The sequence below is a fragment of the Clostridium tyrobutyricum genome (assembly GCF_019144085.1).
Classification (GTDB): Bacteria; Bacillota; Clostridia; order Clostridiales; family Clostridiaceae; genus Clostridium_B; species Clostridium_B tyrobutyricum_A.
The window spans coordinates 23763-48105 of the sequence record NZ_JAHHUY010000013.1 but is presented as its reverse complement, the minus strand read 5'-3'; the positions used below and the strand labels follow the sequence as shown (position 1 = coordinate 48105).

18 protein-coding genes are annotated in these 24343 nt (G+C 31.5%); 12 read left to right on the top strand and 6 right to left on the bottom strand.

Annotated features, from left to right (window positions below; genetic code table 11):
• Nucleotides 1–45 precede the first annotated feature (45 nt).
• Complete coding sequence (locus KM800_RS07660; protein WP_217812559.1) at nucleotides 46–3087, bottom strand: vitamin B12-dependent ribonucleotide reductase; 3042 nt, start codon at nucleotides 3085–3087, stop codon at nucleotides 46–48.
• Nucleotides 3088–3443: 356 nt separating this feature from the next.
• On the opposite strand from KM800_RS07660, the gene KM800_RS07655 reads away from it, so the two are divergent.
• The 9 genes from KM800_RS07655 (at nucleotide 3444) to KM800_RS07615 (ending at nucleotide 13542) form a co-directional block, all read left to right on the top strand.
• Nucleotides 3444–5072 (top strand): sigma-54 interaction domain-containing protein, encoded by a 1629-nt coding sequence (locus tag KM800_RS07655; RefSeq protein WP_217812558.1) that lies wholly within the window; start codon nucleotides 3444–3446, stop codon nucleotides 5070–5072.
• Nucleotides 5073–5324: 252 nt separating this feature from the next.
• On the top strand, nucleotides 5325–6548 hold the full coding sequence (locus KM800_RS07650) for a CaiB/BaiF CoA transferase family protein (protein ID WP_217812557.1): 1224 nt from the start codon (nucleotides 5325–5327) through the stop codon (nucleotides 6546–6548).
• A gap of 34 nt (nucleotides 6549–6582) precedes the next feature.
• Entirely contained in the window at nucleotides 6583–7353 is a 771-nt protein-coding gene (locus KM800_RS07645) for an acyl-CoA dehydratase activase (RefSeq protein WP_217812556.1), read from the top strand.
• Nucleotides 7354–7381: 28 nt separating this feature from the next.
• The gene (locus KM800_RS07640) at nucleotides 7382–8605 is read left to right on the top strand and encodes a 2-hydroxyacyl-CoA dehydratase subunit D (protein ID WP_217812555.1); all 1224 of its coding nucleotides are present in this window, start codon (nucleotides 7382–7384) and stop codon (nucleotides 8603–8605) included.
• Nucleotides 8598–9728: a 2-hydroxyacyl-CoA dehydratase subunit D gene (locus tag KM800_RS07635; protein ID WP_254906491.1), complete on the top strand. Its 1131-nt coding sequence runs from the start codon at nucleotides 8598–8600 to the stop codon at nucleotides 9726–9728. Before KM800_RS07640 ends, KM800_RS07635 begins: the two co-directional genes overlap by 8 nt.
• A gap of 229 nt (nucleotides 9729–9957) precedes the next feature.
• Nucleotides 9958–11097, top strand: coding sequence for an acyl-CoA dehydrogenase family protein (locus KM800_RS07630; protein ID WP_217812554.1), 1140 nt, complete (start codon nucleotides 9958–9960; stop codon nucleotides 11095–11097).
• 132 nt (nucleotides 11098–11229) lie between these two features.
• Nucleotides 11230–11748: a gamma carbonic anhydrase family protein gene (locus KM800_RS07625; protein ID WP_217812553.1), complete on the top strand. Its 519-nt coding sequence runs from the start codon at nucleotides 11230–11232 to the stop codon at nucleotides 11746–11748.
• A gap of 19 nt (nucleotides 11749–11767) precedes the next feature.
• The gene (locus tag KM800_RS07620) at nucleotides 11768–12205 is read left to right on the top strand and encodes a Fur family transcriptional regulator (protein ID WP_017895956.1); all 438 of its coding nucleotides are present in this window, start codon (nucleotides 11768–11770) and stop codon (nucleotides 12203–12205) included.
• Nucleotides 12206–12270: 65 nt separating this feature from the next.
• On the top strand, nucleotides 12271–13542 hold the full coding sequence (locus tag KM800_RS07615) for a M14 family metallopeptidase (protein ID WP_217812552.1): 1272 nt from the start codon (nucleotides 12271–12273) through the stop codon (nucleotides 13540–13542).
• Between the two features lie 58 nt (nucleotides 13543–13600).
• Here the strand turns inward: KM800_RS07615 and KM800_RS07610 are convergent, their stop codons facing one another.
• Nucleotides 13601–14023: a YaaR family protein gene (locus KM800_RS07610; protein WP_217812551.1), complete on the bottom strand. Its 423-nt coding sequence runs from the start codon at nucleotides 14021–14023 to the stop codon at nucleotides 13601–13603.
• Nucleotides 14024–14322: 299 nt separating this feature from the next.
• Here KM800_RS07610 and KM800_RS07605 point away from each other — a divergent pair, with 299 nt between their 5' ends.
• Nucleotides 14323–16950 carry a calcium-translocating P-type ATPase, PMCA-type gene (locus KM800_RS07605; protein ID WP_217812550.1) on the top strand — a complete coding sequence of 876 codons (2628 nt, stop codon included), beginning with the start codon at nucleotides 14323–14325 and terminating at the stop codon, nucleotides 16948–16950.
• Here the strand turns inward: KM800_RS07605 and KM800_RS07600 are convergent.
• The 4 genes from KM800_RS07600 to KM800_RS07585 form a co-directional block, all read right to left on the bottom strand.
• On the bottom strand, nucleotides 16937–17785 hold the full coding sequence (locus KM800_RS07600) for a ComEC/Rec2 family competence protein (RefSeq protein ID WP_017750408.1): 849 nt from the start codon (nucleotides 17783–17785) through the stop codon (nucleotides 16937–16939). The genes KM800_RS07605 and KM800_RS07600 overlap by 14 nt on opposite strands.
• A gap of 75 nt (nucleotides 17786–17860) precedes the next feature.
• Complete coding sequence (locus KM800_RS07595) at nucleotides 17861–18730, bottom strand: S1 RNA-binding domain-containing protein (protein ID WP_217812549.1); 870 nt, start codon at nucleotides 18728–18730, stop codon at nucleotides 17861–17863.
• Nucleotides 18731–18808: 78 nt separating this feature from the next.
• Nucleotides 18809–19921 carry a Ger(x)C family spore germination protein gene (locus KM800_RS07590; protein ID WP_217812548.1) on the bottom strand — a complete coding sequence of 371 codons (1113 nt, stop codon included), beginning with the start codon at nucleotides 19919–19921 and terminating at the stop codon, nucleotides 18809–18811.
• Nucleotides 19918–21321: a spore germination protein gene (locus KM800_RS07585; RefSeq protein ID WP_217812547.1), complete on the bottom strand. Its 1404-nt coding sequence runs from the start codon at nucleotides 21319–21321 to the stop codon at nucleotides 19918–19920. Before KM800_RS07585 ends, KM800_RS07590 begins: the two co-directional genes overlap by 4 nt.
• A gap of 105 nt (nucleotides 21322–21426) precedes the next feature.
• On the opposite strand from KM800_RS07585, the gene KM800_RS07580 reads away from it, so the two are divergent.
• Together KM800_RS07580 and KM800_RS07575 are read left to right on the top strand one after the other, a co-directional pair.
• The gene (locus tag KM800_RS07580; protein ID WP_217812546.1) at nucleotides 21427–22518 is read left to right on the top strand and encodes an endospore germination permease; all 1092 of its coding nucleotides are present in this window, start codon (nucleotides 21427–21429) and stop codon (nucleotides 22516–22518) included.
• Nucleotides 22519–22584: 66 nt separating this feature from the next.
• Nucleotides 22585–24333 (top strand): spore germination protein, encoded by a 1749-nt coding sequence (locus tag KM800_RS07575; protein ID WP_217812545.1) that lies wholly within the window; start codon nucleotides 22585–22587, stop codon nucleotides 24331–24333.
• Nucleotides 24334–24343 lie beyond the last annotated feature (10 nt).

Genomic DNA, 24343 nt, shown 5'->3' with positions numbered 1-24343 from the left:
AATGAGTAAGCGACCACATCAAAATCGTAGATTTTGTGTGTCTGCTTAGCTGCATCCTGTGGTGGAGCCGCAGTCCAGGCAGACCATACAAGTCCCATTCCTCACCATTCTAGTACTTGAACAGTTAGGACATACAGATCCATAAACTCTTTCTCCCTGTACTTTCTGAGGAGCTATTTCAGGGTAATCAGTATTGGAGTTGTCTAGTTCATCTTTGCTGTCATTTGAAATTATAGTATTTTTATCATAATTTTCAGGTTTTACCTGGCATCTTGAAAAGTCTCCAAGTTCTATATCTATTACTTTGCTGACTAAATCTGAAATAGAAGAAACATATTTTATATAAGGGTGTTTTTGTACAAACCCATAGGGTTCATATTTCTGTCCTCTAAGCATTCTTGAAATATCCTGAGGCGGTACATGGTATTGAAGCATTACCGATATTGATTTTGAAAGTGAATTTAAAAGTCCTGTTATTATAGTACCTTCTCTGTCGGTAGTTATATATATTTCCGATATTTCTCCGTTTGAATGCCTGTTTACAGTAGTGTATATTTTTACATCATCTATTTGTGCAGGATGTGTGGTTCCCTTCCTTATTCCTATTGGTTTTTCACGTTTTGAGTATTTAATGCCCTTTTGAATTTCTTTTACCTTGTTCAGCAGCTGTTTATAAGTTAAATCCTCCAAGTTTATATCGTCATCATTTGAAAGACTTGTATTTAAAGGTTGAGCTGCTTTTGATGAATCTCTATACAAAGTTATTCCCTTTACACCTAATTTCCATGATGACAGGATAACGTCCTTGAAATCCTGCACCGAAGCGGTTTTTGGCAAGTTTACAGTTTTTGATATGGCTCCGGATATAAGAGGAGTAAGGGCTGCAACCATTTTTACATGTCCCATTGGTGCTATATACCTTTCACCACTTCCACACTTGTTGGAAGTATCAAATATAGCTATATGACTATCTTTCAGATGAGGTGAACCTTCTATTTTACCATCCAATATTTTTTCATAGGTAAATCCATTGTCAGTTACTTTCTGTTTTTCAAGTACATATGCAAGTATGTCTTCTATTTGGTCTTTAGTGTAGCCTAGTTTTTCTAGTGAGGTTGTTATAACAGGATTCATTATAGTCATGAATCCGCCGCCGGATAGTTTCTTATATACAATGTGACTGAAAAATGGTTCTATGGAAGTAGCACCGCAGTCCATGGCAAATGATATGGTGCCTGTAGGTGCAAGTACTGAAACCTGGGCATTTCTATAGCCGAAATTTTCTCCTGATACTAGTGCATTCGAAAAACTTTCCTTAAGTTGTTTGCCTATGTAGTATAGATTTTGTTTTTTCAAAATGTCATGGTCTACCTTTAATGGGATGTAATTTAAATTTTCAAAATCATTACTGTGTTTCACTTTGTTATCCATGGTAAGTTTTTCAAGAGCTACTCCCGCAGCTCTAGCATGATTTCTGATTACCTTCATCATATATGGTTTATTTATGTTGAATTTTTCAAAAGGTCCTACTTCTTTGGCAATAAGTGATGAAGTATAATAGGATTCACCTGTAAGTATTCCTACAAGAGAAGCTCCAAGTGCTCTGGCTTCATCTGAATCATAGGGATATCCCATTACCATGAAAAGGGAAGCTATATTTGATATACCAAGACCTGTAGTTCTAAACATATAGGTCTTTCTTGCTATGTCTTCTGTAGGAAATTGTCCCCACTGTATAGATGATTCTAAAATCAATTGAACAAGATGTATTATGTGAAGATAGCCTTCAATATCAAAATGATCTGTATCAGCATTATAAAATTTATATATATTTATTGATGCAAGATTACATGAAGTATCATCTAAAAAGGCATATTCACCACAAGGATTTGTAGAATTTATTCTATTATAGTGTGTATTTATATTGCCATCTTCCCCTGCAGGGCAAGTATGCCAGGCATTGAATGTATTATCAAACTGAGGAGCAGGATCGGCACATTTCCATGCAGAAGAATTAAATGCTTCCCATATGGTTTTTACTTTTGCCTTTTTAGTAGCTTTAGAGTCAACCCTGCCTGTAAGTTCAATAGTCACTTCAGGGTTTTTATCCAAAGTATCTACTTTTTTCATGAATTCATTGGAAAAACGCACTGAATTATTGCTATTTTGACCTGACACTGTCTCATAAGCTTCTCCGTCCATATCCATGTCATAGCCCATTTTACCAAGAGCTCGTACTTTATCTTCTTCTTTTGATTTCCATGTTATATAATCCATAATCTCAGGATGATTTACATCAAGACATACCATTTTGGCAGCTCTTCTTGTAGTACCTCCGGATTTTATAGCACCTGCATTTCTATCAAGGGCTTTCAAGAAACTCATAAGGCCGGAGGAAGCGCCTCCACCTGAAAGCTTTTCTCCCTTGGCTCTTATAGATGAAAAATTGCTTCCTGTACCAGAACCGCCTTTAAAAAGTTTGGTTTCCGTGACAAATTGTTCTGATATGGAATGAGGACCAAGAAGTTTATCTTGTATGGAAAGTATAAAGCAGGCTGATGCCTGGGTTCTGCTGTAATTGTCATTGCACATGACTACTTTATTCTCTTTTTCATCAAAATAATAATTTCCTTGTTTATTTCCTTTTATTCCATATGATAATTTAAGACCGGTATTGAACCATTGAGGAGAATTTGGAGCATACATTTGGCTTAAAAGTGAATATACACATTCATCATAAAATATTTGTGCATCTTTTTGTGTGGTTATTAAGTTCTCTTCCTTCAAAGCTTGACACCAAAAATTTACCAGTCTGTTTGCTACAGATTTCATACTATTTTCACAGCCTGGTTTTCCTGGAATCCCTGCTTTTCTAAAATATTTTGAAGCTATTATATCGCAGGCATTTTGAGAATAATGCTCAGGAAATTCCAGGTCTTTCATATCCACAAGCACTTTATTTGTCTTGTGGTCTTTTAAAAATACATCCACTTTTTTCCACTTAAATAAGTCGTAAACTGTTTTGGACGTATCTTTTTCCAATGATTTGGTGTAATATCTTTTAAATATATCCTTTATAGAATTCAATATATCATTCCTTTCAACTGTATTATCATGTTTTAAAAATATATGGCTAAAGATATTGTCTTTAACTATATATTTACTACATATTGTATCAAAATTCAACAATATATACTATATCTAGAACAATATGTACTCATCTAATTATAAATTATTAGATAATAATATTCAAATACAAATTATTAAAAAACTATATTTATTATTGATTACAGCATTTTGATAAAATTGATTATTTAGGAAATTTTTAACATTTACATTAGTTATTTTTTTATCAATATTAATTAAACTTGTGTTATACTTTTTATAAATAATATTATAAATAGTTGTTTAAATTAAAATTATTAATAGGGGGAATAATTGTTATGGAAATCAATGATGATTTTTTAGAAAGTTTACCCATTAGTAGTATTATTACAGACTTAAGTGGTAAAATATTGAAAGTTAAAAATTTATCTAATAATATTATTAATAAAAATAATATATGTAATATATGCAATAAAAACGAAATAGAAAGATTGTATGAAGATAATGGATTTAAAGTAAATGTACAACATTATAGAATAACAAGTGATAATAAATCTTATCACTTGTATACAATAGACAATACAAAATATAAAATTGATGAAATGGATATTATATTTAATTGTATAGATGGAATAGTAATGGTAGTAAATAGAAACAGAGTAATAGAAAAGGTTAATTCTGCATTTTACAAACTTACAGGAATTCATAGAAAATTTTTTGAAGGTAAAAGCATAGATCAATTAAAAAAAGATGAATTTATGGAAGAATCCATAATACTTAAAGTTTTTCAAAGCAAAAAACCATTGAGTATGAATGTAAAATATAAAAGTGGTCGGATTGTTACTTATACTGCAATACCTATCATTGCAAAAAATGGAGTTATACAGAAAGTTATAGCTACAGGTAGAAATATAACAAATTTAGTACAACTTCAGGATAGACTTGCAGAAGTAGAAAAACAAAAAAATAAATATATTGATAGACTTAAAAATTTGGAAAAAAGCTTAGGAGAAAATATAGTATATTCAAGTGATAAAATGAAACAAGTTATAAAAATGTCTATAAGAGCTGCCAAAACGGATTCTCCAATATTTATTACAGGTGAATCTGGTGTAGGAAAGGAAGAAATAGCTAAATTCATACATGAAAATAGTGAACGGCATGATAAGAATTTTATTACTGTAAATTGTGCAGCAATACCGTCTGAGCTTTTTGAATCTGAATTATTTGGTTATGAAGATGGTGCGTTTACAGGTGCTAAAAAAGGGGGAAGAAAAGGACTTTTTGAAGAGGCAAATGATGGCACCATTTTTTTAGATGAGATTGGAGAAATGAGCTTATCCATGCAAACCAAGCTTTTAAGGGTACTTCAAGAAAATGAAATAAAACGGGTAGGTGGAAATAAATCCATAAAGATTAGTGTAAGATATATTTGTGCTACCAATCTGTCAAAAAAACAATTGTCAAATAATTTGAAATTCAGACAGGATCTATATTACAGGTTAAGTGTAATTCCTATTAATATACCTCCTTTGAGAGAGAGAAGAGAAGCTATTTTTTCATTAGTACATGTGTTTCTTAATAGGTATAATAGAAAATATAATAGGAAGGTAAAACTTGATAAAAAGATGATGGAATTTTTACATGATTATAATTGGCCCGGTAATATAAGAGAGCTAAAAAACGTTGTAGAAAGGATTGTAATATTAAGTGAAAATGATTCATTAAGTGAAAAACAATTTTGGTATATACTTCAATTGGGAAGTAAAGACATAAGCATAAAAAATAATAATACTGACGATAAAATTGTTGTAAATGGATTGATGAATTTAAATGAAGCACATGATATTATTGATGAAACAATGATACAAAAAGCATTGGATAAATACAGTACAGTAACTGGTGCCGCTAGAGCTATCGGGATAGATCCATCTACTATATATAGAAGGCTCAAAAAAGTTAAATAGAAAAAGTATTTAAAAAAAGATTCATTGCATTTTGCAATGGATCTTTTGCATTTTGCAATATATTATTTAAAATCTCTTCTCATGTAATTTGAAAAGGTATGTATTTTAGCCAATATAAAGAATAAAACAACTTCTAAATATATTTGGCATGGTTGTTGCTGTGTACTATTAATGAAGTTTGTTATTAATTTCATAAACTTTATCAAATAAAAAACTACAAGAATATGAAAGGTAAAGGAGAGGATGGTGTATATGAGTAATTGTGAGAAACCTTTAGCTGGAGTTAAAATTGCTGAATTGTCTACTTTTATAGCAGCACCTGGTTGTGCAAGAGTTTTAGGTGACTGGGGTGCAGAAGTAATTAAGATTGAGTCACTTTCTGGAGATGCTGGAAGAAGAATAGGACAAAATTATAAGATGCCTATAACTGAAGAGGAAAATCCACTATTTGAGACTATGAATTCTAGTAAAAAAGGAATATGCATAAATATAAAAAATAAAAATGGAATGGATATACTCTATAAAATATTAGGACAGTCGGATGTATTTATTACTAATATAAGAAGTGTATCGTTGAAAAAAAGAGGACTGGACTATGAAGCCCTTAAGGAAAAATTCCCTGGACTTATTTTTGCTCAGATATTGGGATATGGTGAAAAAGGACCTGATAGATCCAAAGCAGGATTTGATTATACAGCTTATTTTGCAAGAGGTGGAGTAATGGGTCCTATGATGGAAAAAGGTACTTCACCAATAAATCCGGTTGTAGGTTTTGGTGACAATCAGGCTGGAGTGTTTCTAGGTGCAGGAATATGTGCTGCACTTTATAGAAAAAGTAAGACTGGAAAAGGTGAAAAGGTTACGGTAGGACTATACAATACAGCTATATATGATATGAATGTAATGATTGCAGCAACTCAATATAAAAGGGACGAAAAGGATAGATGGCCTATAAGCAGAAAAGATCCTCCAAGTCCTCTTATAAATTCATATAAATGTAAAGATGGAAAATGGCTGGAAATATGTGTACAGGAATATGGAAGATATATAAATGCTTTTTGTACAGCAATTGGACGTGAAGATCTAGCAGTAAATAAAAAGTTCAGTACAGTTGAAAATGCTGTAAAAAATTCTCGGGAAATGTCTCAGATAATACAAGAGGAAATTCAAAAAAAGGATCTATCTGAATGGTCAGAGAAATTCAGAAAAGCAGATCTGGCATTTGAAAAAATTCAATCATGGGAAGATATCGTAAAAGATCCTCAAGCCTGGGACAATGATTATTTGCGAAAAATAAAATATGAAAATGGAAATACAGGTATTCTTGTCAATTCACCAGTTAAATTTAATACTATAGAACAACAGAATCCAGATCCGGCTCCAAAACTTGGAGAAAATACCAATATAATAATGTCAAAGCTAGGATATTCATTAGAACAAATTGAAAAATTCAAAGAGGATGAGGCCATTGCATAATTATAAAAATTGTAGAAAGTAAGGTGGTTGTTATATGTATACTATGGGTGTAGATATAGGCTCTACCGCATCTAAAGGGGTTATTCTAAGAGATGGTAAAGATATAGTATCTAGCAGTACTATTCCAGTTGGGACAGGTACCAGCGGACCTGTTCGAGTCATCAAAGAGTTGTTTGAAAAATCACAATTAGTTAAAGAGGATATAAAGAGAATAGTTGCAACAGGTTATGGAAGAATGAACTTTGATTATGCTGACAAGCAGATAAGTGAACTGAGTTGCCACGCTAAAGGTGCATACAGTATATTCCCAAATGTTAAAACAATAATAGACATTGGAGGTCAGGATGCCAAAGTATTAAAGTTGAATTCCAGAGGAAGACTTATGGACTTTGTAATGAATGATAAATGTGCTGCTGGAACAGGGCGTTTTTTAGATGTAATGGCCAATGTTCTAGAAGTTAAAATTTCTGATTTATCAAAACTTGCTGATTTGTCAGAAACACAAGTAGATATAAGCAGTACATGTACAGTCTTTGCTGAATCAGAAGTTATTTCACATTTGTCTGAAGGAAAAAAGCCTGAAGATATTGCTGCAGGAATTCATAGGTCTATTGCAAGACGAGTATCCAGTCTTGCCAAGAGAATTGGAATAGAAAAAGATGTAGCTATGACTGGTGGAGTTGCCCAAAATAGCAGTGTAGTTGGGTTTATGGAAAAAGAAATAGGACTACCTATAAATGTATCTGAACATGCACAGATAATTGGGGCTCTTGGGGCTGCTATATATGCCTGGGAAGAGCTTTAATGAATAAAATAAGAAAGGAATGTTTATAATGGGAAAATCTAAAGCAATGCAAATGTGTAGAAAAATAATTAGCGATGGATATGAACAAGCGTCAAAAGCTAAAAAGAATGGAGAACTTGTGGGATGGGCTACATCCATATTTCCACAGGAAATTCCAGAAACATTTGGCCTTAATGTTGTTTATCCTGAAAATCATGCAGCTGCAGTATCTGCAAAACATGGATCTCTTGATCTTTGTGAAGCCGCAGAAAGTAAGGGGTATTCAAATGATATATGTTCTTATGCAAGAGTAAATCTGGGATATATGTATGAGAAGCAGTGCGAGGCTTTGAATATACCTGAACCTGATTATATTTTATGTTGCACCAACTTGTGTAATACTGTTGAAAAATGGTATGAAAATCTTGCAAAACACTATAATATACCTTTAATTATGATTGATACTCCATATAATGTGGACTATGAAGTAACTCAGGAAAAAATTGACTATATAAAAGGTCAGTTTGAAGAGGCAATAAAGCAGCTGGAAAAAATAACAGATAAGAAATTTGATGAAAATAAATTTAAAAAGATTATGGATATCTCATCAAAGGCAGGAAGTCTTTGGAAGGAATCAATGAGTCTGGCTAAAAATGTTCCTTCACCAATGGGCGGTTTTGACTTATTTAACTATATGGCTATTATAGTTTGTGCTCGTGGAAAACAGGAAACTGTGGACACATTTACTCAACTTGTAAAAGAACTTAAAGAAAATACTGCCAATGGTGAAACTACATTTAGAGGAGAAGAGAAATACAGAATAATGTATGATGGAATACCATGCTGGAATTATTTAAGTTATAAATTGAAGCTTTTTACTAAATATGGAATAAATATGGTTGGAAGTGCTTATCTTGATACATGGGCTATTCAGTATGAATCAGGAGATTTAGATGGAATGGCAAAAGCTTATAGTGCACTTCTTAACAACATAAATATCAATAGACTGATAGATAGCAGAACAGATGTAATAAAGAAATTTAAATGTGATGGTGCAGTATATCATATGAATAGAAGCTGTAAAATAATGGATTTTCTTCAATATGAACTTGCAAGAAAAGTAGAAGAAAATACTGGTGTACCATATACCAGATTTGATGGAGATCAGTCTGACCCAAGAAATTTCACTAAAGCACAATTTGAGACTAGAATACAAGGACTGGCAGAAATAATGGAAAGTAATAAAAAACAGGGAGGTAATGAAAATGAGTAAAATAGAAGATATTTTATCACAGATGGATAAAGTTGTTAAAGATCCCATAAAAGCTGTAAAAGATTATATAAATGAGACCGGCCATAAAGTAATAGGATGTTTTCCAGAATATTGTCCTGAGGAAATAGTATATGCTGCAAATATGCTTCCTGTTGGACTTTGGGGTGGACAAGTTGAAATTGATAGAGCTAAATCATATCTTCCTGCATTTGCCTGTTCATTAATACAAGCTTCTTTGGAACTTGGAATTAAGGGAGATTATAATGATATTTCAGGAGTTATAATTCCTTCACTTTGTGATACTTTAAAATGTATAGGTCAGGATTGGAAAGTATCTGTGCCTAATATTCCATTAATACAAATTGTATATCCACATAATAGGAAAATTGAAGCTGGTATAAGGCTTCTTGAAAGTGAGTATATAAAAATAAAAATAAAACTTGAGGAAATAGGTGGACATAAAATCAGTGATGAAGACATTTCAAAGAGTATAGATATTTATAACAAACACAGAAAGATTATGAGAAAATTTACTGAAGTGGCAAATAAACATCTTGATATAATTACGCCTTTAAAGAGACATAGGATTATAAAGAGTTCTTATTTCATGGATAAAGCTAAACACACAAAGCTGGTTGAAGAATTAATAACAGAACTTAATAAGATGGATAAATTCAAATGTAATGGCAAAAAAGTTATTCTAACTGGTATAATGGCTGAACCAGATGAACTTCTAACAATAATGGAAGACAATAACTTATATGTAGTTGGAGACAATTTAGCTCAAGAAACATTACAATTTAGTACTGATGTACCAGGGAAAGGAGATCCTATAAACAGACTTGCCAAGGCCTGGGCAAATATTGAGGGATTTTCATTGGCTTATGATCCACAAAAAAAGAGAGGAGATATTTTAATAGATCTTGTAAAGAGAAACAATGCAGATGGTGTTGTAGTGTCTATGTTGAAATTCTGTGATCCTGAAGAATTTGATTATCCTGTATATAAAGCTCAACTTGAAGATAAGGATATTCCTATGCTTTACCTTGAAATAGATCAGCAGCAATTAAATAGTGAACAGGCACGTACTCGTATTCAGGCATTTAAAGAAATTCTCAATTAATTGAATATATTTATATAAGAAAATCCATTGCAGCATGCAATAAATTCTTTGCAATGTGCAAGAATTTGTAAAGTACAACTTTTTAATTGTGATTAATAAGCCCTACTATAGGAGGATATTAAAGCACAATATAAATTAAAAAATGTATGGCATGATTATTGCTTTTAATAAATGAATGAGAATCAGAAATGAAATTTACATTCTAAATAAAAATAGGGAGGAAAAGATTATGAATTTTGAATTATCAAAAGAACAGGAACTTGTACAAAAAACAGCAAGGGACTTTGCAGAAAAGGAGTTAAAACCTATAGCAATTGAAAATGATGAAAAAAGCGAATTCCCTATAGACAAATATAAAAAAATGGGGGAAATGGGACTTATAGGGCTGCCATATCCTAAGGAATATGGTGGATCCGGAGCCGATTATCTCTCTTATGTATTAGCTGTAGAGGAAGTTTCAAAGGTACATGCATCTGTAGGAATATCATATTCCGTAACTACATCCCTGTGTGCAGGTGGTATATTCAACAATGCATCAGAAGAACAGAAGAAAAAATATCTTCCAGACATATTATCCGGAAAAAAATTCGGATCATTTGGAATGACAGAACCTAATGCAGGTTCAGATGCATCAGCAGCCACAACTACAGCAGAAAAAAAGGGAGACTATTATATATTAAATGGTACTAAATGCTTTATTACAAATGGACCTCTTTCAGAAACATTTTTGGTATTTGGAATAACAGATAAGAGTAAAGGACCTAAGGGAGTATCAGCATTTATAGTTGAAAAGGGATACCCTGGTTTTTCAATAGGAAAAATAGAGGACAAGTGTGGAATAAAAGCAGCTCAGGTGTCAGAACTTGTATTTGAAAATTGTAAAGTTCCTGCAGAAAATTTAGTTTCTGAAGAAGGAAAAGGACTAAAGATAGCATTAAGTACATTGGATGGAGGAAGAATCGGCGTAGCAGCTCAGGGACTTGGAATAGCCGAAGGAGCATTTGAACGTGCGAAACAGTATATGAAAGAGAGAATACAATTTGGCAAGCCATTATTCAAACAGCAGTATTTGGCATTCAAAATGGCTGAATTGGATCTTGAAATAGAACAGGCTAAATATGTATTGTATAAGGCAGCCATAGACAAACAAGAGGGAAGACCATATGGATTGTCAGCTGCAAAAGCTAAAATAGCTTGTACAGATGCAGCCATGCATGTAACTACAGAAGCAGTTCAGATGCTTGGTGGAAATGGATACATGAAGGAATATGAAATTGAAAGAATGATGAGAGATGCAAAGATAACTCAGATATATGAAGGTACAAATGAAATACAGAAACTGATATTAAGTGGAAAACTTTTCAGATAATTTTACAGCTAACATAAAAAACCGTGGATATTTTTATTCCACGGTTTTTTATGTTAGCTATTGATTTTTTTATCAACATAATATACGTTATTAATATATAGATAAAATAAGTTTTAAAGAGAGGCCTTTTATATGATAAGAAAATTCAATTCTGAAAATCCAGATATACACAGTAGTTGTTTTATAGCAGAAAGTTCGGATATTATTGGAAAAGTTAAATTAGCACAGGATGTGAATGTATGGTTTGGAGCGGTGATTAGAGGAGATTTAAATAATATATCCGTAGATGAAAAAACTAATATTCAGGATAATTGTGTTATACATGTTGAAGGAAATAGTCCTGCATCCATAGGAAAATATGTTACAATTGGACATAATGCAATAATACATGGATGCAAAATTGAGGATTATTCCTTGATTGGAATGGGATCCATAATAATGAATAATGCAGTTATAGGAAGTGAAACTATAATAGGAGCAGGAAGCCTTGTAACGGAACATAAACAAATACCACCTGGAGTTCTATGCATGGGTTCACCTGCAAGGGTTATAAGGAAACTTACAGCGGAGGAAAAACAAAATATCAAAAATTCTGCAAAACACTATGTTGAAATATCAAAGATCTACAGCAGCAGTAATATAGACAAGTAAAATTTGAAAGGAGATGTCTATGGAACATAAAGATGAACTTAAGAAAAAACTTGAAGATAAAGGATATAAATTTACATCTCAACGAGAAGTAGTAATAGAAGTTTTTAAAGAAAATAAAGGTAAGCACTTAAAAGTAGAACAAGTTTATAATTATGTAAAAGAAAAACAGTACAAAATAGGTTTTGCTACTATATACAGAACTCTCAGTTTATTAGAAAAAATGGGAATAATAGGAAAACTTGAAATAGAAGACGGACCAGCACTATATGAATATTCAGATCAAATAGAAAAGGGCAAAAAATGTCATATGATATGCATAAAATGCAATTCTGTAATAGATATAGATAAAAGTATGTTTGATTGTCTGGAAGAACGTATAAAGAAACAATATGGTTTTAAACTGGAGTCAAGTATATTGGATTTTTATGGTATATGTAAAAACTGCAGGGAAAAATAGAATTTTAATCACATATGTTTGAATTCTGAATACAATAATATAGCATTAATTTTAGGAGATTTTATATGCCAGTTTTAAGAGTGGGTAGTAGAGGAAATGATGTTATGAGAATACAGGCACTGTTGAAAAAAATGGGATATGATCCTGGGCCTGTAGATGGTATATTGGGAATTCAAACAGAAATTGCAGTAAAAAATTTTCAAAGGGCAAATGGACTGGGGGTTGATGGAATAATAGGAGCTGAAACATATAGGGTATTGGAAAGTTTTATAAGGGGATATGATGATTATACTATAAAATCAGGTGATACACTTTATAATATAGCTCGTAGATATGGCACCCAGGTTTATAAGATCATACTGGCAAATCCACAAATTCAGCCATATGGACTTATTCCAGGTACAACTATTAAAGTCCCATACAGTATGGATATAGTAGATACAAATATAAATTATACTTATGAGATACTTGAAAGCAATCTTTATGCATTAAAAGCCAGATATCCATTTATAAATATAGGAACTGCAGGAAAAAGTGTACTTGGAAGAGAACTTTACTATATAAAACTTGGAACGGGACCAAATGAAGTTTTCTATAATGGATCACATCATTCTTTAGAATGGATAACGAGTCCTCTTCTCATGAAATTTTCAGAAAATATTATAAAGGCTTATACAGAGAACAGAAGTATAAGAGGTTACAATATAAGTGATATATGGAGCAGAAGCAGTATATATATAATTCCAATGGTAAATCCTGATGGAGTAGATCTGGTTTTGAATGGGTTGAAAAGATCCAATCCATATTACAATGATTTGATACAGTGGAATAGAGGAAGTACTGATTTTTCAAGTGATTGGCAGGCAAACAACAGAGGTGTTGATATCAACCACAATTATGATGCAGGATGGCAGCTTTCAAAAGATGCTGAAGCTTCATATGGTGTATATGGACCTGGACCAACCAGGTATTCTGGACCATCACCAGTTTCAGAGCCTGAAACAAAAGCTGTGGTAGATTTCACTAAAAGTCACAATTTTAGATTGGTGGTGGCATATCATAGTCAGGGTGAAGTTATATATTGGCAGTATGATGGACTTACACCGCCTGAATCCAGGACAATAGGAAATGAATTTTCAAGAGTAAGTGGATATACACTGGAAGAGACTACCGGAATAACATCTTATTCTGGTTACAAGGATTGGTTCATACAGGAGTATAGAAGGCCGGGATTTACGATAGAGGTTGGAAGAGGTGTAAATCCTCTGCCTATAAGTCAGTTTGATACTATATATAATGACAATGAGGAGCTTCTTATATTGGCATCTGTCATATAATCTATAAAAAACACTATTGAACTTATATCAATTGTATATTTTGATAGTGTTTTTGAACTTATTTATATATATCTACCAGCAGGCCGCTTATGTCATCTATAGTAGAAGCTACATTTAAATTGTCCTTTTGCTCAGTAATAAGCATGTTTGTCAGTTCTTCAAGCTTGTCGTCAATTGTCTCTACTGTAATGAAGTATTGGGTCTGCCAGAAACTTATATCCTTTTTTACACTGTACATATAATTTAAAACTGATTTAAGATATTCTTTTATCATATTTTTATATTCTTTTACATCGGAATAACATTTAGTAATAGATAGTCTGTTTCCCTTTTTCTTGATATTGTTGAACATATCCTTAAGTTGTTCATGTGATTTTTTCTCCATTTGAGAATTAAAACTTTCAGAAAAGTCTTTTTTTACTTTTATGCTCCTGGTTTTTGAAGTAGGTGAAGAGGATCGTCCTATCCTAGATATTTCCATAATATACCTCCAACTTATTATAATAAATAGCAATATACAAATATATTATATAGGATATTTAGATAAAAATATAGTAATTATTATTTAAATAACAACATATTCATAAATTATGGTTCTTTATCCATAGATATAGTTTATAATACTAGTTTATATAAAACAAATAATTGCATATTGAGATTTATAATCCTATATAGTATAATCTTATAAAAGATGGAATAATTAATTAATGTATAAGATTGAGTTAAATTCTAAAAATAAGTATATGGCTATAAATAAAAAGAAAGTCGGGTGATGATATTATGTGGTTTAATAAAGGCACTGAAGAAATAATAAAAGAGGTGAAAACAGACATACAAAATGGACTTACTTCAGATGAAGTTGGTTCCAGGTTATCAAAATATGGACCAAATCAACTAAAGGAAAAGAAGAAAAAATCAATTTTATTTCTTCTATTTGAACAGATAAATGATCCACTCATATATATACTTATTGCGGCTGCCGTGATTTCAGCTTCTTTAAAGGAAACAAGCGATGCAATAATAATAGGAGTTGTAATAGTACTAAATGCCGTTATCGGATTAATTCAAGAATCAAAAGCGGAAAAGGCACTTGAGTCTCTTCAAAAACTTTCCACACCCAAAGCTTTGGTTAAAAGAGATGGAGAAGTAGTAGAGATTCCTTCAGAAAATCTGGTAATAGGTGATATAGTCATACTGGATGCAGGTAGATATGTACCTTGTGATATGAGACTTATTGAATCTGCAAATCTTAAAATAGAGGAATCTGCACTTACTGGAGAATCCGTTCCTTCTGATAAATTGCATGAACTCATTTCAGATGATAAAAATATTGCTCTTGGAGACCAAAAGAATATGGCATTTATGTCGACTATGGTTACTAATGGAAGAGCTACAGGAATAGCTGTTGGGACTGGAATGAATACTGAAATAGGAAAGATAGCCAGTATGCTTGACAACGATGAAAAGAATCTTACTCCTCTTCAGAAAAAACTTGCACAGCTTGGAAAAGTACTTGGATTCGCCGCACTTGGTATATGTCTGGTTATGTTTTTAGTAGGTGTAATTCAGAGAAGAGATCTGTTTGAAATGTTTTTAACTGCAATAAGCTTGGCAGTAGCTGCTATTCCAGAAGGACTTCCTGCAATAGTTACTATAGTTTTAGCTATGGGTGTTCAGAGGATGATAAAACAAAATGCCATAGTTAGAAAACTCCCGGCCGTTGAGACACTTGGTGCAGTAAATATAATATGCTCAGACAAAACAGGAACTCTTACTCAAAATAAAATGACAGTTACAAAGTTTTACTGTGACAACAGGCTCCAGGATGTATCTGCTTTGGATCTGCAAAATCCATCACAGAAGCTTCTTGTAGAAAATATGATGCTCTGCAATGATGCTACATATTCAGAAAGTTCTAAAACAGGTGATCCTACTGAAATTGCACTTTTGGAAGTTGGATCAAAATTCAATATATTCAAAAATGATATCAATAATTCCCATGAAAGGTTAGATGAAATACCCTTTGATTCTGACAGAAAATTAATGACAACCCTAAACAAATACAAAGATGAATATCATATAGTTACAAAAGGAGCAGTAGATAATTTAATTAAGCTTTGCAGTAGTGCATTTATAGATGGAAAGATAGTTGAGATTACAGAGCAAATAAAATCGGATATACTTGCAGCCTCAAATGCCATGTCAGATGAAGCTTTAAGAGTTCTGGCATCGGCATTTAAGATAGTTGAATCTCCTGATACGGAAAAGAGTTCAATGGAGATGGATCTGATATTTGTGGGACTATATGGAATGATAGATCCACCTAGAGAAACTGTAAAATCATCTATAGAAGAGTGCAAGATGTCAGGAATAAGAACTGTTATGATTACTGGAGATCACAAAAATACAGCGTTTGCCATAGCAAAGGAACTTGGCATTGCAGATGATGAATCACAGGTTATTCTTGGATCGGAATTTGAAAATATGACTGAAGATGATGTGACAGAGAGAATTGACAATTTAAAAGTGTTTGCAAGAGTGTCACCCGAACACAAGGTCAAAATAGTAAGGGCACTTAAAGAAAAGGGAAATATAGTTTCAATGACTGGTGACGGAGTAAATGATGCACCTTCTTTGAAAACTGCGGATATAGGAGTTGCAATGGGTATTACAGGTACAGATGTAGCTAAGGGTGCATCAGATATGATACTTACAGATGACAATTTTTCAACTATTGTAGCAGCAGTAAAAGAGGGAAGAAATATATACAACAATATAAAAAAGTCAATAATTTTTCTTCTATCCTGTAATATTGGTGAGATAGTTGCACTTTTTATAGGAATACTTTTGGGCTGGCCTGCAGTTTTACGTCCTATACACCTTTTGTGGGTTAATCTCATAACAGACAGCTTTCCTGCATTAGCCCTTGGAGTTGATCCTGATGATCCAGATATAATGAAGGAAAAACCTAGAGATCCTAAAGTTGGATTGTTTGCAGGAAAAGGAGGATTTTTCCTGGTATTGAATGGTGTGATTATAGGAATTACAACTCTTGTGGCTTTTTATATAGGAACCAGGATATACCCAAATTCACTTATGCATGCTCAAACCATGGCATTTGTAGTATTGAGTGTATCACAGCTGTTTTATACTCTAAGTGTGAGGCATTCCGAAAATTCCATGTTTAAGACTGGAATTTTAACTAACAAGTATTTGCTAGGTTCAATATTACTAGGTATAGTGCTTCAAAATATAGTAATTACAGTGCCATTGTTTGCCGGTGTATTTAAAGTTTACAGGCTTACATTAAATGATTGGGTATTTGTAATACTGATTTCGCTTATACCACTTGTTTTAAATGAGATATTCAAGATTTTTAAAAGATATTCGAAACCTAAAACAACTTAATATGTATATTGCTTTTATCACAGAAAAGGTAATTGTTTTTAATTACAATATTGCCCTGATGATCAGTTCTTAAAACTATTATATTATGATTAAGCAGTCTTTTTATAACCATTTTGTTTGGAGTCTTTCCATTACTGGTTATGATGGCTGCTTTTGGTTTTAATTTGTTTAGAAATTCATCACTGGTGCTTGTATTTATGCCATGATGAGGAACTTTCAATACATCGCATTTTTTTAAAATATTCAATTTCAGCATGGCATCTTCTGATTTCTTCTCACAATCACCTGCAAATAAATAACTGACATTTCCTATTTTGCCTTGAAGAACTATTGAATTATTGTTTTCATCTGAATTATTGTTGTTGGATTTCTCATCTTTTTCCACAGGACCAATAGCTTTAAGGTTTATTTTATTGGCTTTTAGGGTCCATCCTCTATCTATATATTTTACTGAAGTGTCAAATCTTGAAAGTGATTTGGATAGGACATGTTTCATATTGTTTTTATTATCAGGAAGATATACCTTGTCTGTTTTTATAAGTTTAACTATTTTAACAAGACCCTCATAATGATCGTCATGATAATGAGTTATTATAATTCCGTTTATTCTTTTTACATTATTAAAAGCAAGATAGGTCAGAATTTTTCCAGTATAGTATGATGCTCCAGTATCTATGAGATAATTTTTATTGTTTGATTTTATAAGTATGCAGTCACTTTGCCCTACAGAAAAAAAATGAACTTCAGAACCTCTGCTGCCAAAATTAGCATAAGTAATAGTGCCCGTACATAAAACCAATATTGAAATAACCACAAACGTCAGCTTCTTTTTCATATAACATACCTCCTGAATATCAAAATATATATTTATTTTCTGTAATATATATTTTAATATTCAGGTTAATTGTTTTTATAGTAACTTTGTTCCGGATTTGTCCTGGTCTATTAGTTTTTTCTTCATAAGTCCACCTAATGCATTTTTAAAATAATTCTTACTTTCATGGAATACCTTTCGAATTTCCTCTGGTGAACTCTTGTCGTTATAAGGCATGAATCCCTTATGGTCTTTTAAGTATTTAAGAATTGTATCTTCCAGCGATAATCTTTCCTGGCCAGGTCTTTTTCTCGGAGTAAGTACTAATTTCCCATCATCATATATTTTTTTAATCCTGAGTTTTAATTTCTGCCCAGGCTCAATACGTGTAAAGTATTCATTTTTTAATATAATACCCCTGTATTTTTTATCTATTGCAATCATTGCGCTTCCATTAGTCTGGAAACCATAAACTATTCCATATAATTCGTCACCAATCCTGTAGTTGTTGTTTATAATTTCATCTTCGTTATCTATATCTATATTTATCAAGTATTTATCAATATTTGTAGTTGCAGCCAATCTATTGCTTCTGTCTGCATAAATATAAAATAAGTATGAAGCTTCTGGAATTAATTTATATTTTTGCTCTGCCATAGGAACAAAAACATCTCTTTCAAGACCTATGTCTATGAAACTTCCAAAATCCGCATTGGATACTACCTTCAAATAGGCAATATCCCCTGATTTTGCAAGAGGTGTTTTCATTGTAGCCACTAATCTGTCCTTTGAGTCCCTATATATGAATACATCCACTTCATCTCCAATATTCATATCACTTTTTAAGGCATTTCCATTTGGCAACAGCACATCGTCATCGGTATTTCCAGTTTGGGCATCTAGATAATATCCAAAATCCGGTTTCCTTATTATTTTTAAATGATTGATTTCTCCTAAGTTTATCAATTGTAAATCTCCTTTTAAACTATATTTATACAACTAATTATCAATTGTAGTTTAAATAATGTCAAATAAAATATTTAATTAATTTCTAAAGTTTGTTTTATCAGAAGAGCCTTCTAAATTTACATTTACATCTAATTGGAGCTGACTTTGTTCAATTGGATTATCTATATTTGATTTTGGATATTTTCTTTGCAAATCTTCTCCTATATCAAATATATCCAATTTTTTGAATTTGTATTTTTCAAAAACATTATTACATGCATCCTTAATATTCTTTTCTGCCTCCTGTTCCAGTTTTTCTATGGTATCCTGATTTAGATTAATACGATTTTGAGCTTCTGCCACAGTAGCTTTTAGTTTTATTTTTTTCCTTACTATTATATTTTTCCCATCCATATATATACTGCATTTTGTCTTGTTTTTCAATATTTCCAAACTTACATAATTGTTACAAGAGCTTGGATTTGTTACTTCCAAAGATCCGCTTTTTATATTGTCTGTAAGAAAATTATATCCAAGTTCATCCCCCAATCTAAGAGTATCTACCATTTTATAATTTTCTATTATGGCACCATCGGTTAATTGTATTTTAGGTTCCGGTTGATCTAATTTTAATTCTATCATGGGTATTATAGAAATACTTTGTCGTGAATATATTTCATTTAAAAAACCATTTAATGAATTTACTATGGACCTTGAAGATGCTGGTATGTTTTTTATTAAATCATTTATGAATATGCCTATATATTCCTGCTCCTTTAAAACTGTTTTTATAAATGTATCCGGATCACCGTTTAATACAAGCAAATTACTTCTTATTACGGATTCCTGATCTCTTTCAAAGTAATCTATATAGTCATATAGATTACTTTCAGCTGCTTTTTCTGTAAAGATTATTCCACGTAACTGTGTATAATTCAATTTATAACTGGAGGACATATTTATATCTCTTATAGTTTCAAATAGTGTTTTTCTTGAACCTTTAAATAGTATTCTTTGGCTGCTTCCAGCTGTTTCATTTAGAGTTCTTTCAGGCTTGAAGGATTCTACATACAATATTGGATTTCCACAATTGTCTACATCTATTATAATTGATGTTACAAATATTACTTTGTCTATATCATTATAATTGAAACATCCGCTTAAAAAGCAACTACAAAATATAATAAAGATACAGAATATTTTTTTCATTCTTTATCATCCTCGTTCTTTAAAGTATTTTTAGAAATGGAATCCAGATTGCTTCTATATATGAGATCTTTGTATTTTAACTTTTTACCTGTACCTAAAGGAAGCAGAAAAGGATATCCACATGTATCAAGAGAAGCAATATGGGATATCATCATAAAAAAACCCATAAAAAACCCTATTATTCCTATTAATGATGATAGAATTAATATAGCAGTACTCCATATTATTATTCCTCCATATAATTTAGGAACTAAAAATGAACATATGGAGGAAAGAGCTATTATTATTACAGTACTTTGAGATGTAAGACCTGCACTTACAGCTGATTGTCCTAGAATCAATGCACCTACTATACTCATTGACTGTCCTATAGGTTGGGGAAGTCTTATGCCAGCCTCTCTCAAAAGTTGAAAGAAAAACAGCATTAGTAATACTTCCAGTATTGTAGGAAAGGGTACATAAGCCCTGGAAGAGGCAAGCCTAAATATAAATTCCATTGGTATAAGGGAAAAATGGTAAGTAGTAAGTGCCACGTATATTCCAGGCAGCAATGTGGAAATTCCAAAAGCTATGAATCTGATTATCCTTATCATGTTTGAGTATATTTTATTCAGATAGTAATCATCAGGTACCTGAAAATTTTCTATAAAAAAATATGGAGCAGTTATGACAAAAGGTGTTCCATCTACAATTATGGCTGCTCTTCCCTGAAATATCTTTGAAGATGCCACATCCGCTTTTTCAGTGTAATCTATAGTATCAAATGGTGTCATCTTTTTCTTTAATTTTTCCTCTATATAATTTGTGTCAAGTATAAAATCCGTATCTATATTTTTAATAGTAGTTTTCAATTTGGATACAAGGGATTTAGGAGCCTTGTCTTGTATATAGATTAATGCAGTTGTTGTATTTGATTCTTTTCCCAAATGATATAGCTCAACTTTGAGTTTGGGACTTTTTATTCTACGTCTTATAAGTGAAATATTGTCCATTATGGATTCATTAAAGCCCTCTTTTGGTCCTTTCAATACAGCCTCGGTTATTGGAATCTGGATAGCTCTTTTTGAAAAACCTTTGGCTTCGCAGTATAGTATATTTTCCATATTTTCAAATACAATTACCACGTCACCAGATAGTATGTGTAGAATTGCATCATCTTTTGATTTTACATCGTCTATGGAATTGCCAAAAAGTACCTTGTCCTTTATTATTTTTGAATTTATTGTTTTTTTGGTCATCTGCATTAGTGGAGCAATTAAATACTCGCTTATAAATTTCGAGTCACATAGATTGTCAATAAACAATAGATATATATCTCCGCATATGGAACTTATGTCACGTTTTTTAAAATCAGCGGTATTTTGTAATTTATCATATATATAACTTAAATAATCATTCATAATTAATCACCTGCTATATTATCTGTATTTAATTTGGATAACATTCATTTTTTAGTTAATAATATTATTGTAAATACTAGATAACATTTGGAATGGAGAGATTTTATGGATAAGTTTAGTTTCAGACATATATTTTTTCTGATATGTGCAGTTAGCATAGCCTCTCAGAAAACTTATCCTGAAATATTTATGAACCTTTCAGGAAGGGACAGTTGGATTGCCAATGTAATAGCTTGTGTAATAATGATTATATTTTTTGATTATATAATAAAAATATGTGTTAAAAATAATTGCTATAGTATAGTTAAAATATTCAATGCAGCTTTTGGAAGATTTTTAGGCAAATTATTTTTGAACATATTCATATTTGTGATTTTTTTGTCTTTGGTTGAGTCGGCATCTGTAGAATCCAGTGTCATACATACGAATATGTTTATAGAAAGTCCGATATGGTATATAGCATTATTTGTAGTATTGCCCGGGTTATATGTTGTAAAAAATGGAAAACATTCAGTCTTGATTGTAGTTATCATATGTATGGCCATATCAATATTCAATGGAATTAATTTAGGTATATTGACTGCAAAGTTCAAAGAGTATAAAAGATTGTTTCCTGTTTTTGAAAATGGACTGAATATTAATTTCTTTGTATCAATAATAAAAACAATAGGAATGTATTCTTCCATATGTATAGTTTTGCCATATTTAACTTATTTGAAACCTAATAAAAAACTTAGAAAATATTCACTTATTGGAAATATATTTGTATCTCAGATGATTGTAGTATCTACAGTTGGCATGCTTGCAACTTTTAATGTTGAAAGGGCTAATACAATGGCATATGCCAAATTAATACAAACTCAACTTGTATCTTATTTTGGATTTATAGCTAATGGTGAATTTTATGTAATATTTCAGACAATAGCTTCCTGGTTTGCAAAATACATAGCCACTTTTTTTGCAATTATTATATTGTTGAGAGAATCAAAGGTCAAGAATATGTCGAGTTTTAATATAATTGAAATTATTTTGACTGCTGCTGTATACGTGGCCTGTTATTTTTCAGCTAGAAAATTACTTGTGTTGTTTAATCTTTTAAATATATATGTATTTATATGTGTTGGCGTATTTTTCATACTTCCTATTTTGACATTTACTGTATTTAATATAAAAAATAAATCTATTGATAACAAATAGATTAAATAAAAAAATTTCTTTGGTAAATAATAATACAAATAATTAATAATTTTCAAGGATGATAATATGAAGAAAAATCAAAATATATTTAAAAAGGCAATGTCACTGTTTACCTATAAAGAAAAAAAGAAAGTCAAGCAATTTAGTATACCCGAGGTAGATGAAAAGGATGAGGATACAGCAGAAAATAATTGTGAGGGTCCTGATTCAAGTGCAGACACGAATAGATTCAAGAATTTTAAATATTATAAAATTGACACATCCAAAAAGATACCCTCAGGATTGGAAAAAAATATAGATATGATACAAAAACTATTCCATTTTCCCCAAAATAAGGATATAAATATCAAAAGAATTAGAATAGCCGATAAATATAATGGAATAATTGTATATTTGAGAGGAATGACCGATCTTAAAATAATAGACCAATACATGATAAAACCTTTATTGGAATATAAGATAAATGACAAAAAAAATGAAAATAATGATAAAGAAGTTACTCAAAAACAAGAGATAGATTTTATACAAGACCAAATAATTGAAATAAGCAGGACTCAAAAATATGAACACATAAAAGATATTACAAATGAAATATTAGATGGAAATACAGCTATGTATATAGATGGATCAGATTATTATTTACTCTGTTATACTAAAGGATTTAAAAAAAGAGCTTTAGGTAAGCCGCAGATAGAGGGATCTATAAAAGGTTCACAGGAAGGCTTTAATGAAGATCTTGATACAAATGTATCATTGATAAGAAAAATCATAAAAAATAAGGATCTTGTAACGGAGAAATTGAGAATAGGCAATAGCAATAATAATGATTGTGCAGTAATGTACATGGATGGAATAGTAAATCCTGCAATAGTAGATGAAGTAAAAAGAAGAATAAATAGTATAGATACGGATTTCATAAATGGAAGTGGTATGCTGGAACAATATATACAGGATGACTCATGGTCTGTAATACCTACACTACTTTCCACAGAAAGACCTGATAGAACAGCAAACTATATTATGGATGGGAAAGTAGCAATAATAACTTTTGGTACCCCCTATGCCATAATTGTTCCCATAACATTTTTCCTGCTCTTTCATACTGCAGAGGATAATTCATTGAAATGGCAGCACACTTTGATATTGAGAATTACTAGAATGTTTGGATTGCTGGTAGCAATAATGCTGCCTGGAATTTATATATCTCTAGCAAATTATCACCAGGAAATGATTCCAACTTCTCTTTTGATTGCTATTGCAACCGCCAGGGAAAATGTTCCTTTTCCAACTATAGTTGAAATAATTTTTATGGAGATAGCATTTGATCTCATACGTGAAGCTGGAATAAGAATACCTGGGATAATAGGGAACACCATTGGAATAGTTGGAGGTCTTATTATTGGGCAGGCTGCGGTACAGGCAAGTATAATAAGCCCTGTTCTTATTATAATAATAGGATTTACATCACTTGGAAATTATTCCATACCGGATTTCAACTTAGGTTATGGCACTAGAATATTTAGATTGTTGTTTATAATGCTGGGAGCTTTGTTGGGATTTTTAGGAATATCAATAGGAATAATTTTAATGATAATGATATTGTCAAATTTAAAATCTTTTGGAGTACCGTTTTTTTCAATTATTTCTCCTAAAATCAGAACAAGTAATGATGCTGCTTTAAATAAACCAGTATGGAAACAGGAATTAAGGCCAGATCCTATAAACCCTATTAATTTAAGAAAACAGCCCAAGATATCAAAAAAATGGGAAAATGAAGATGCGGATTATAACAAAGACAGCGATGAATCCAAATAATTTAGGAGGA

Excerpts from the sequence above, each read along its gene's own strand:
- KM800_RS07655 (WP_217812558.1), top strand. The coding sequence starts at position 3,444 with ATGGAAATCAATGATGATTTTTTAGAAAGTTTACCCATTAGTAGTATT.
- KM800_RS07650 (WP_217812557.1), top strand. The coding sequence starts at position 5,325 with ATGAGTAATTGTGAGAAACCTTTAGCTGGAGTTAAAATTGCTGAATTG.
- KM800_RS07645 (WP_217812556.1), top strand. The coding sequence starts at position 6,583 with ATGTATACTATGGGTGTAGATATAGGCTCTACCGCATCTAAAGGGGTT.
- KM800_RS07640 (WP_217812555.1), top strand. The coding sequence starts at position 7,382 with ATGGGAAAATCTAAAGCAATGCAAATGTGTAGAAAAATAATTAGCGAT.
- KM800_RS07635 (WP_254906491.1), top strand. The coding sequence starts at position 8,598 with ATGAGTAAAATAGAAGATATTTTATCACAGATGGATAAAGTTGTTAAA.
- KM800_RS07630 (WP_217812554.1), top strand. The coding sequence starts at position 9,958 with ATGAATTTTGAATTATCAAAAGAACAGGAACTTGTACAAAAAACAGCA.
- KM800_RS07625 (WP_217812553.1), top strand. The coding sequence starts at position 11,230 with ATGATAAGAAAATTCAATTCTGAAAATCCAGATATACACAGTAGTTGT.
- KM800_RS07620 (WP_017895956.1), top strand. The coding sequence starts at position 11,768 with ATGGAACATAAAGATGAACTTAAGAAAAAACTTGAAGATAAAGGATAT.
- KM800_RS07615 (WP_217812552.1), top strand. The coding sequence starts at position 12,271 with ATGCCAGTTTTAAGAGTGGGTAGTAGAGGAAATGATGTTATGAGAATA.
- KM800_RS07610 (WP_217812551.1), bottom strand. The coding sequence starts at position 14,023 with ATGGAAATATCTAGGATAGGACGATCCTCTTCACCTACTTCAAAAACC.
- KM800_RS07605 (WP_217812550.1), top strand. The coding sequence starts at position 14,323 with ATGTGGTTTAATAAAGGCACTGAAGAAATAATAAAAGAGGTGAAAACA.
- KM800_RS07600 (WP_017750408.1), bottom strand. The coding sequence starts at position 17,785 with ATGAAAAAGAAGCTGACGTTTGTGGTTATTTCAATATTGGTTTTATGT.
- KM800_RS07590 (WP_217812548.1), bottom strand. The coding sequence starts at position 19,921 with ATGAAAAAAATATTCTGTATCTTTATTATATTTTGTAGTTGCTTTTTA.
- KM800_RS07585 (WP_217812547.1), bottom strand. The coding sequence starts at position 21,321 with ATGAATGATTATTTAAGTTATATATATGATAAATTACAAAATACCGCT.
- KM800_RS07580 (WP_217812546.1), top strand. The coding sequence starts at position 21,427 with ATGGATAAGTTTAGTTTCAGACATATATTTTTTCTGATATGTGCAGTT.
- KM800_RS07575 (WP_217812545.1), top strand. The coding sequence starts at position 22,585 with ATGAAGAAAAATCAAAATATATTTAAAAAGGCAATGTCACTGTTTACC.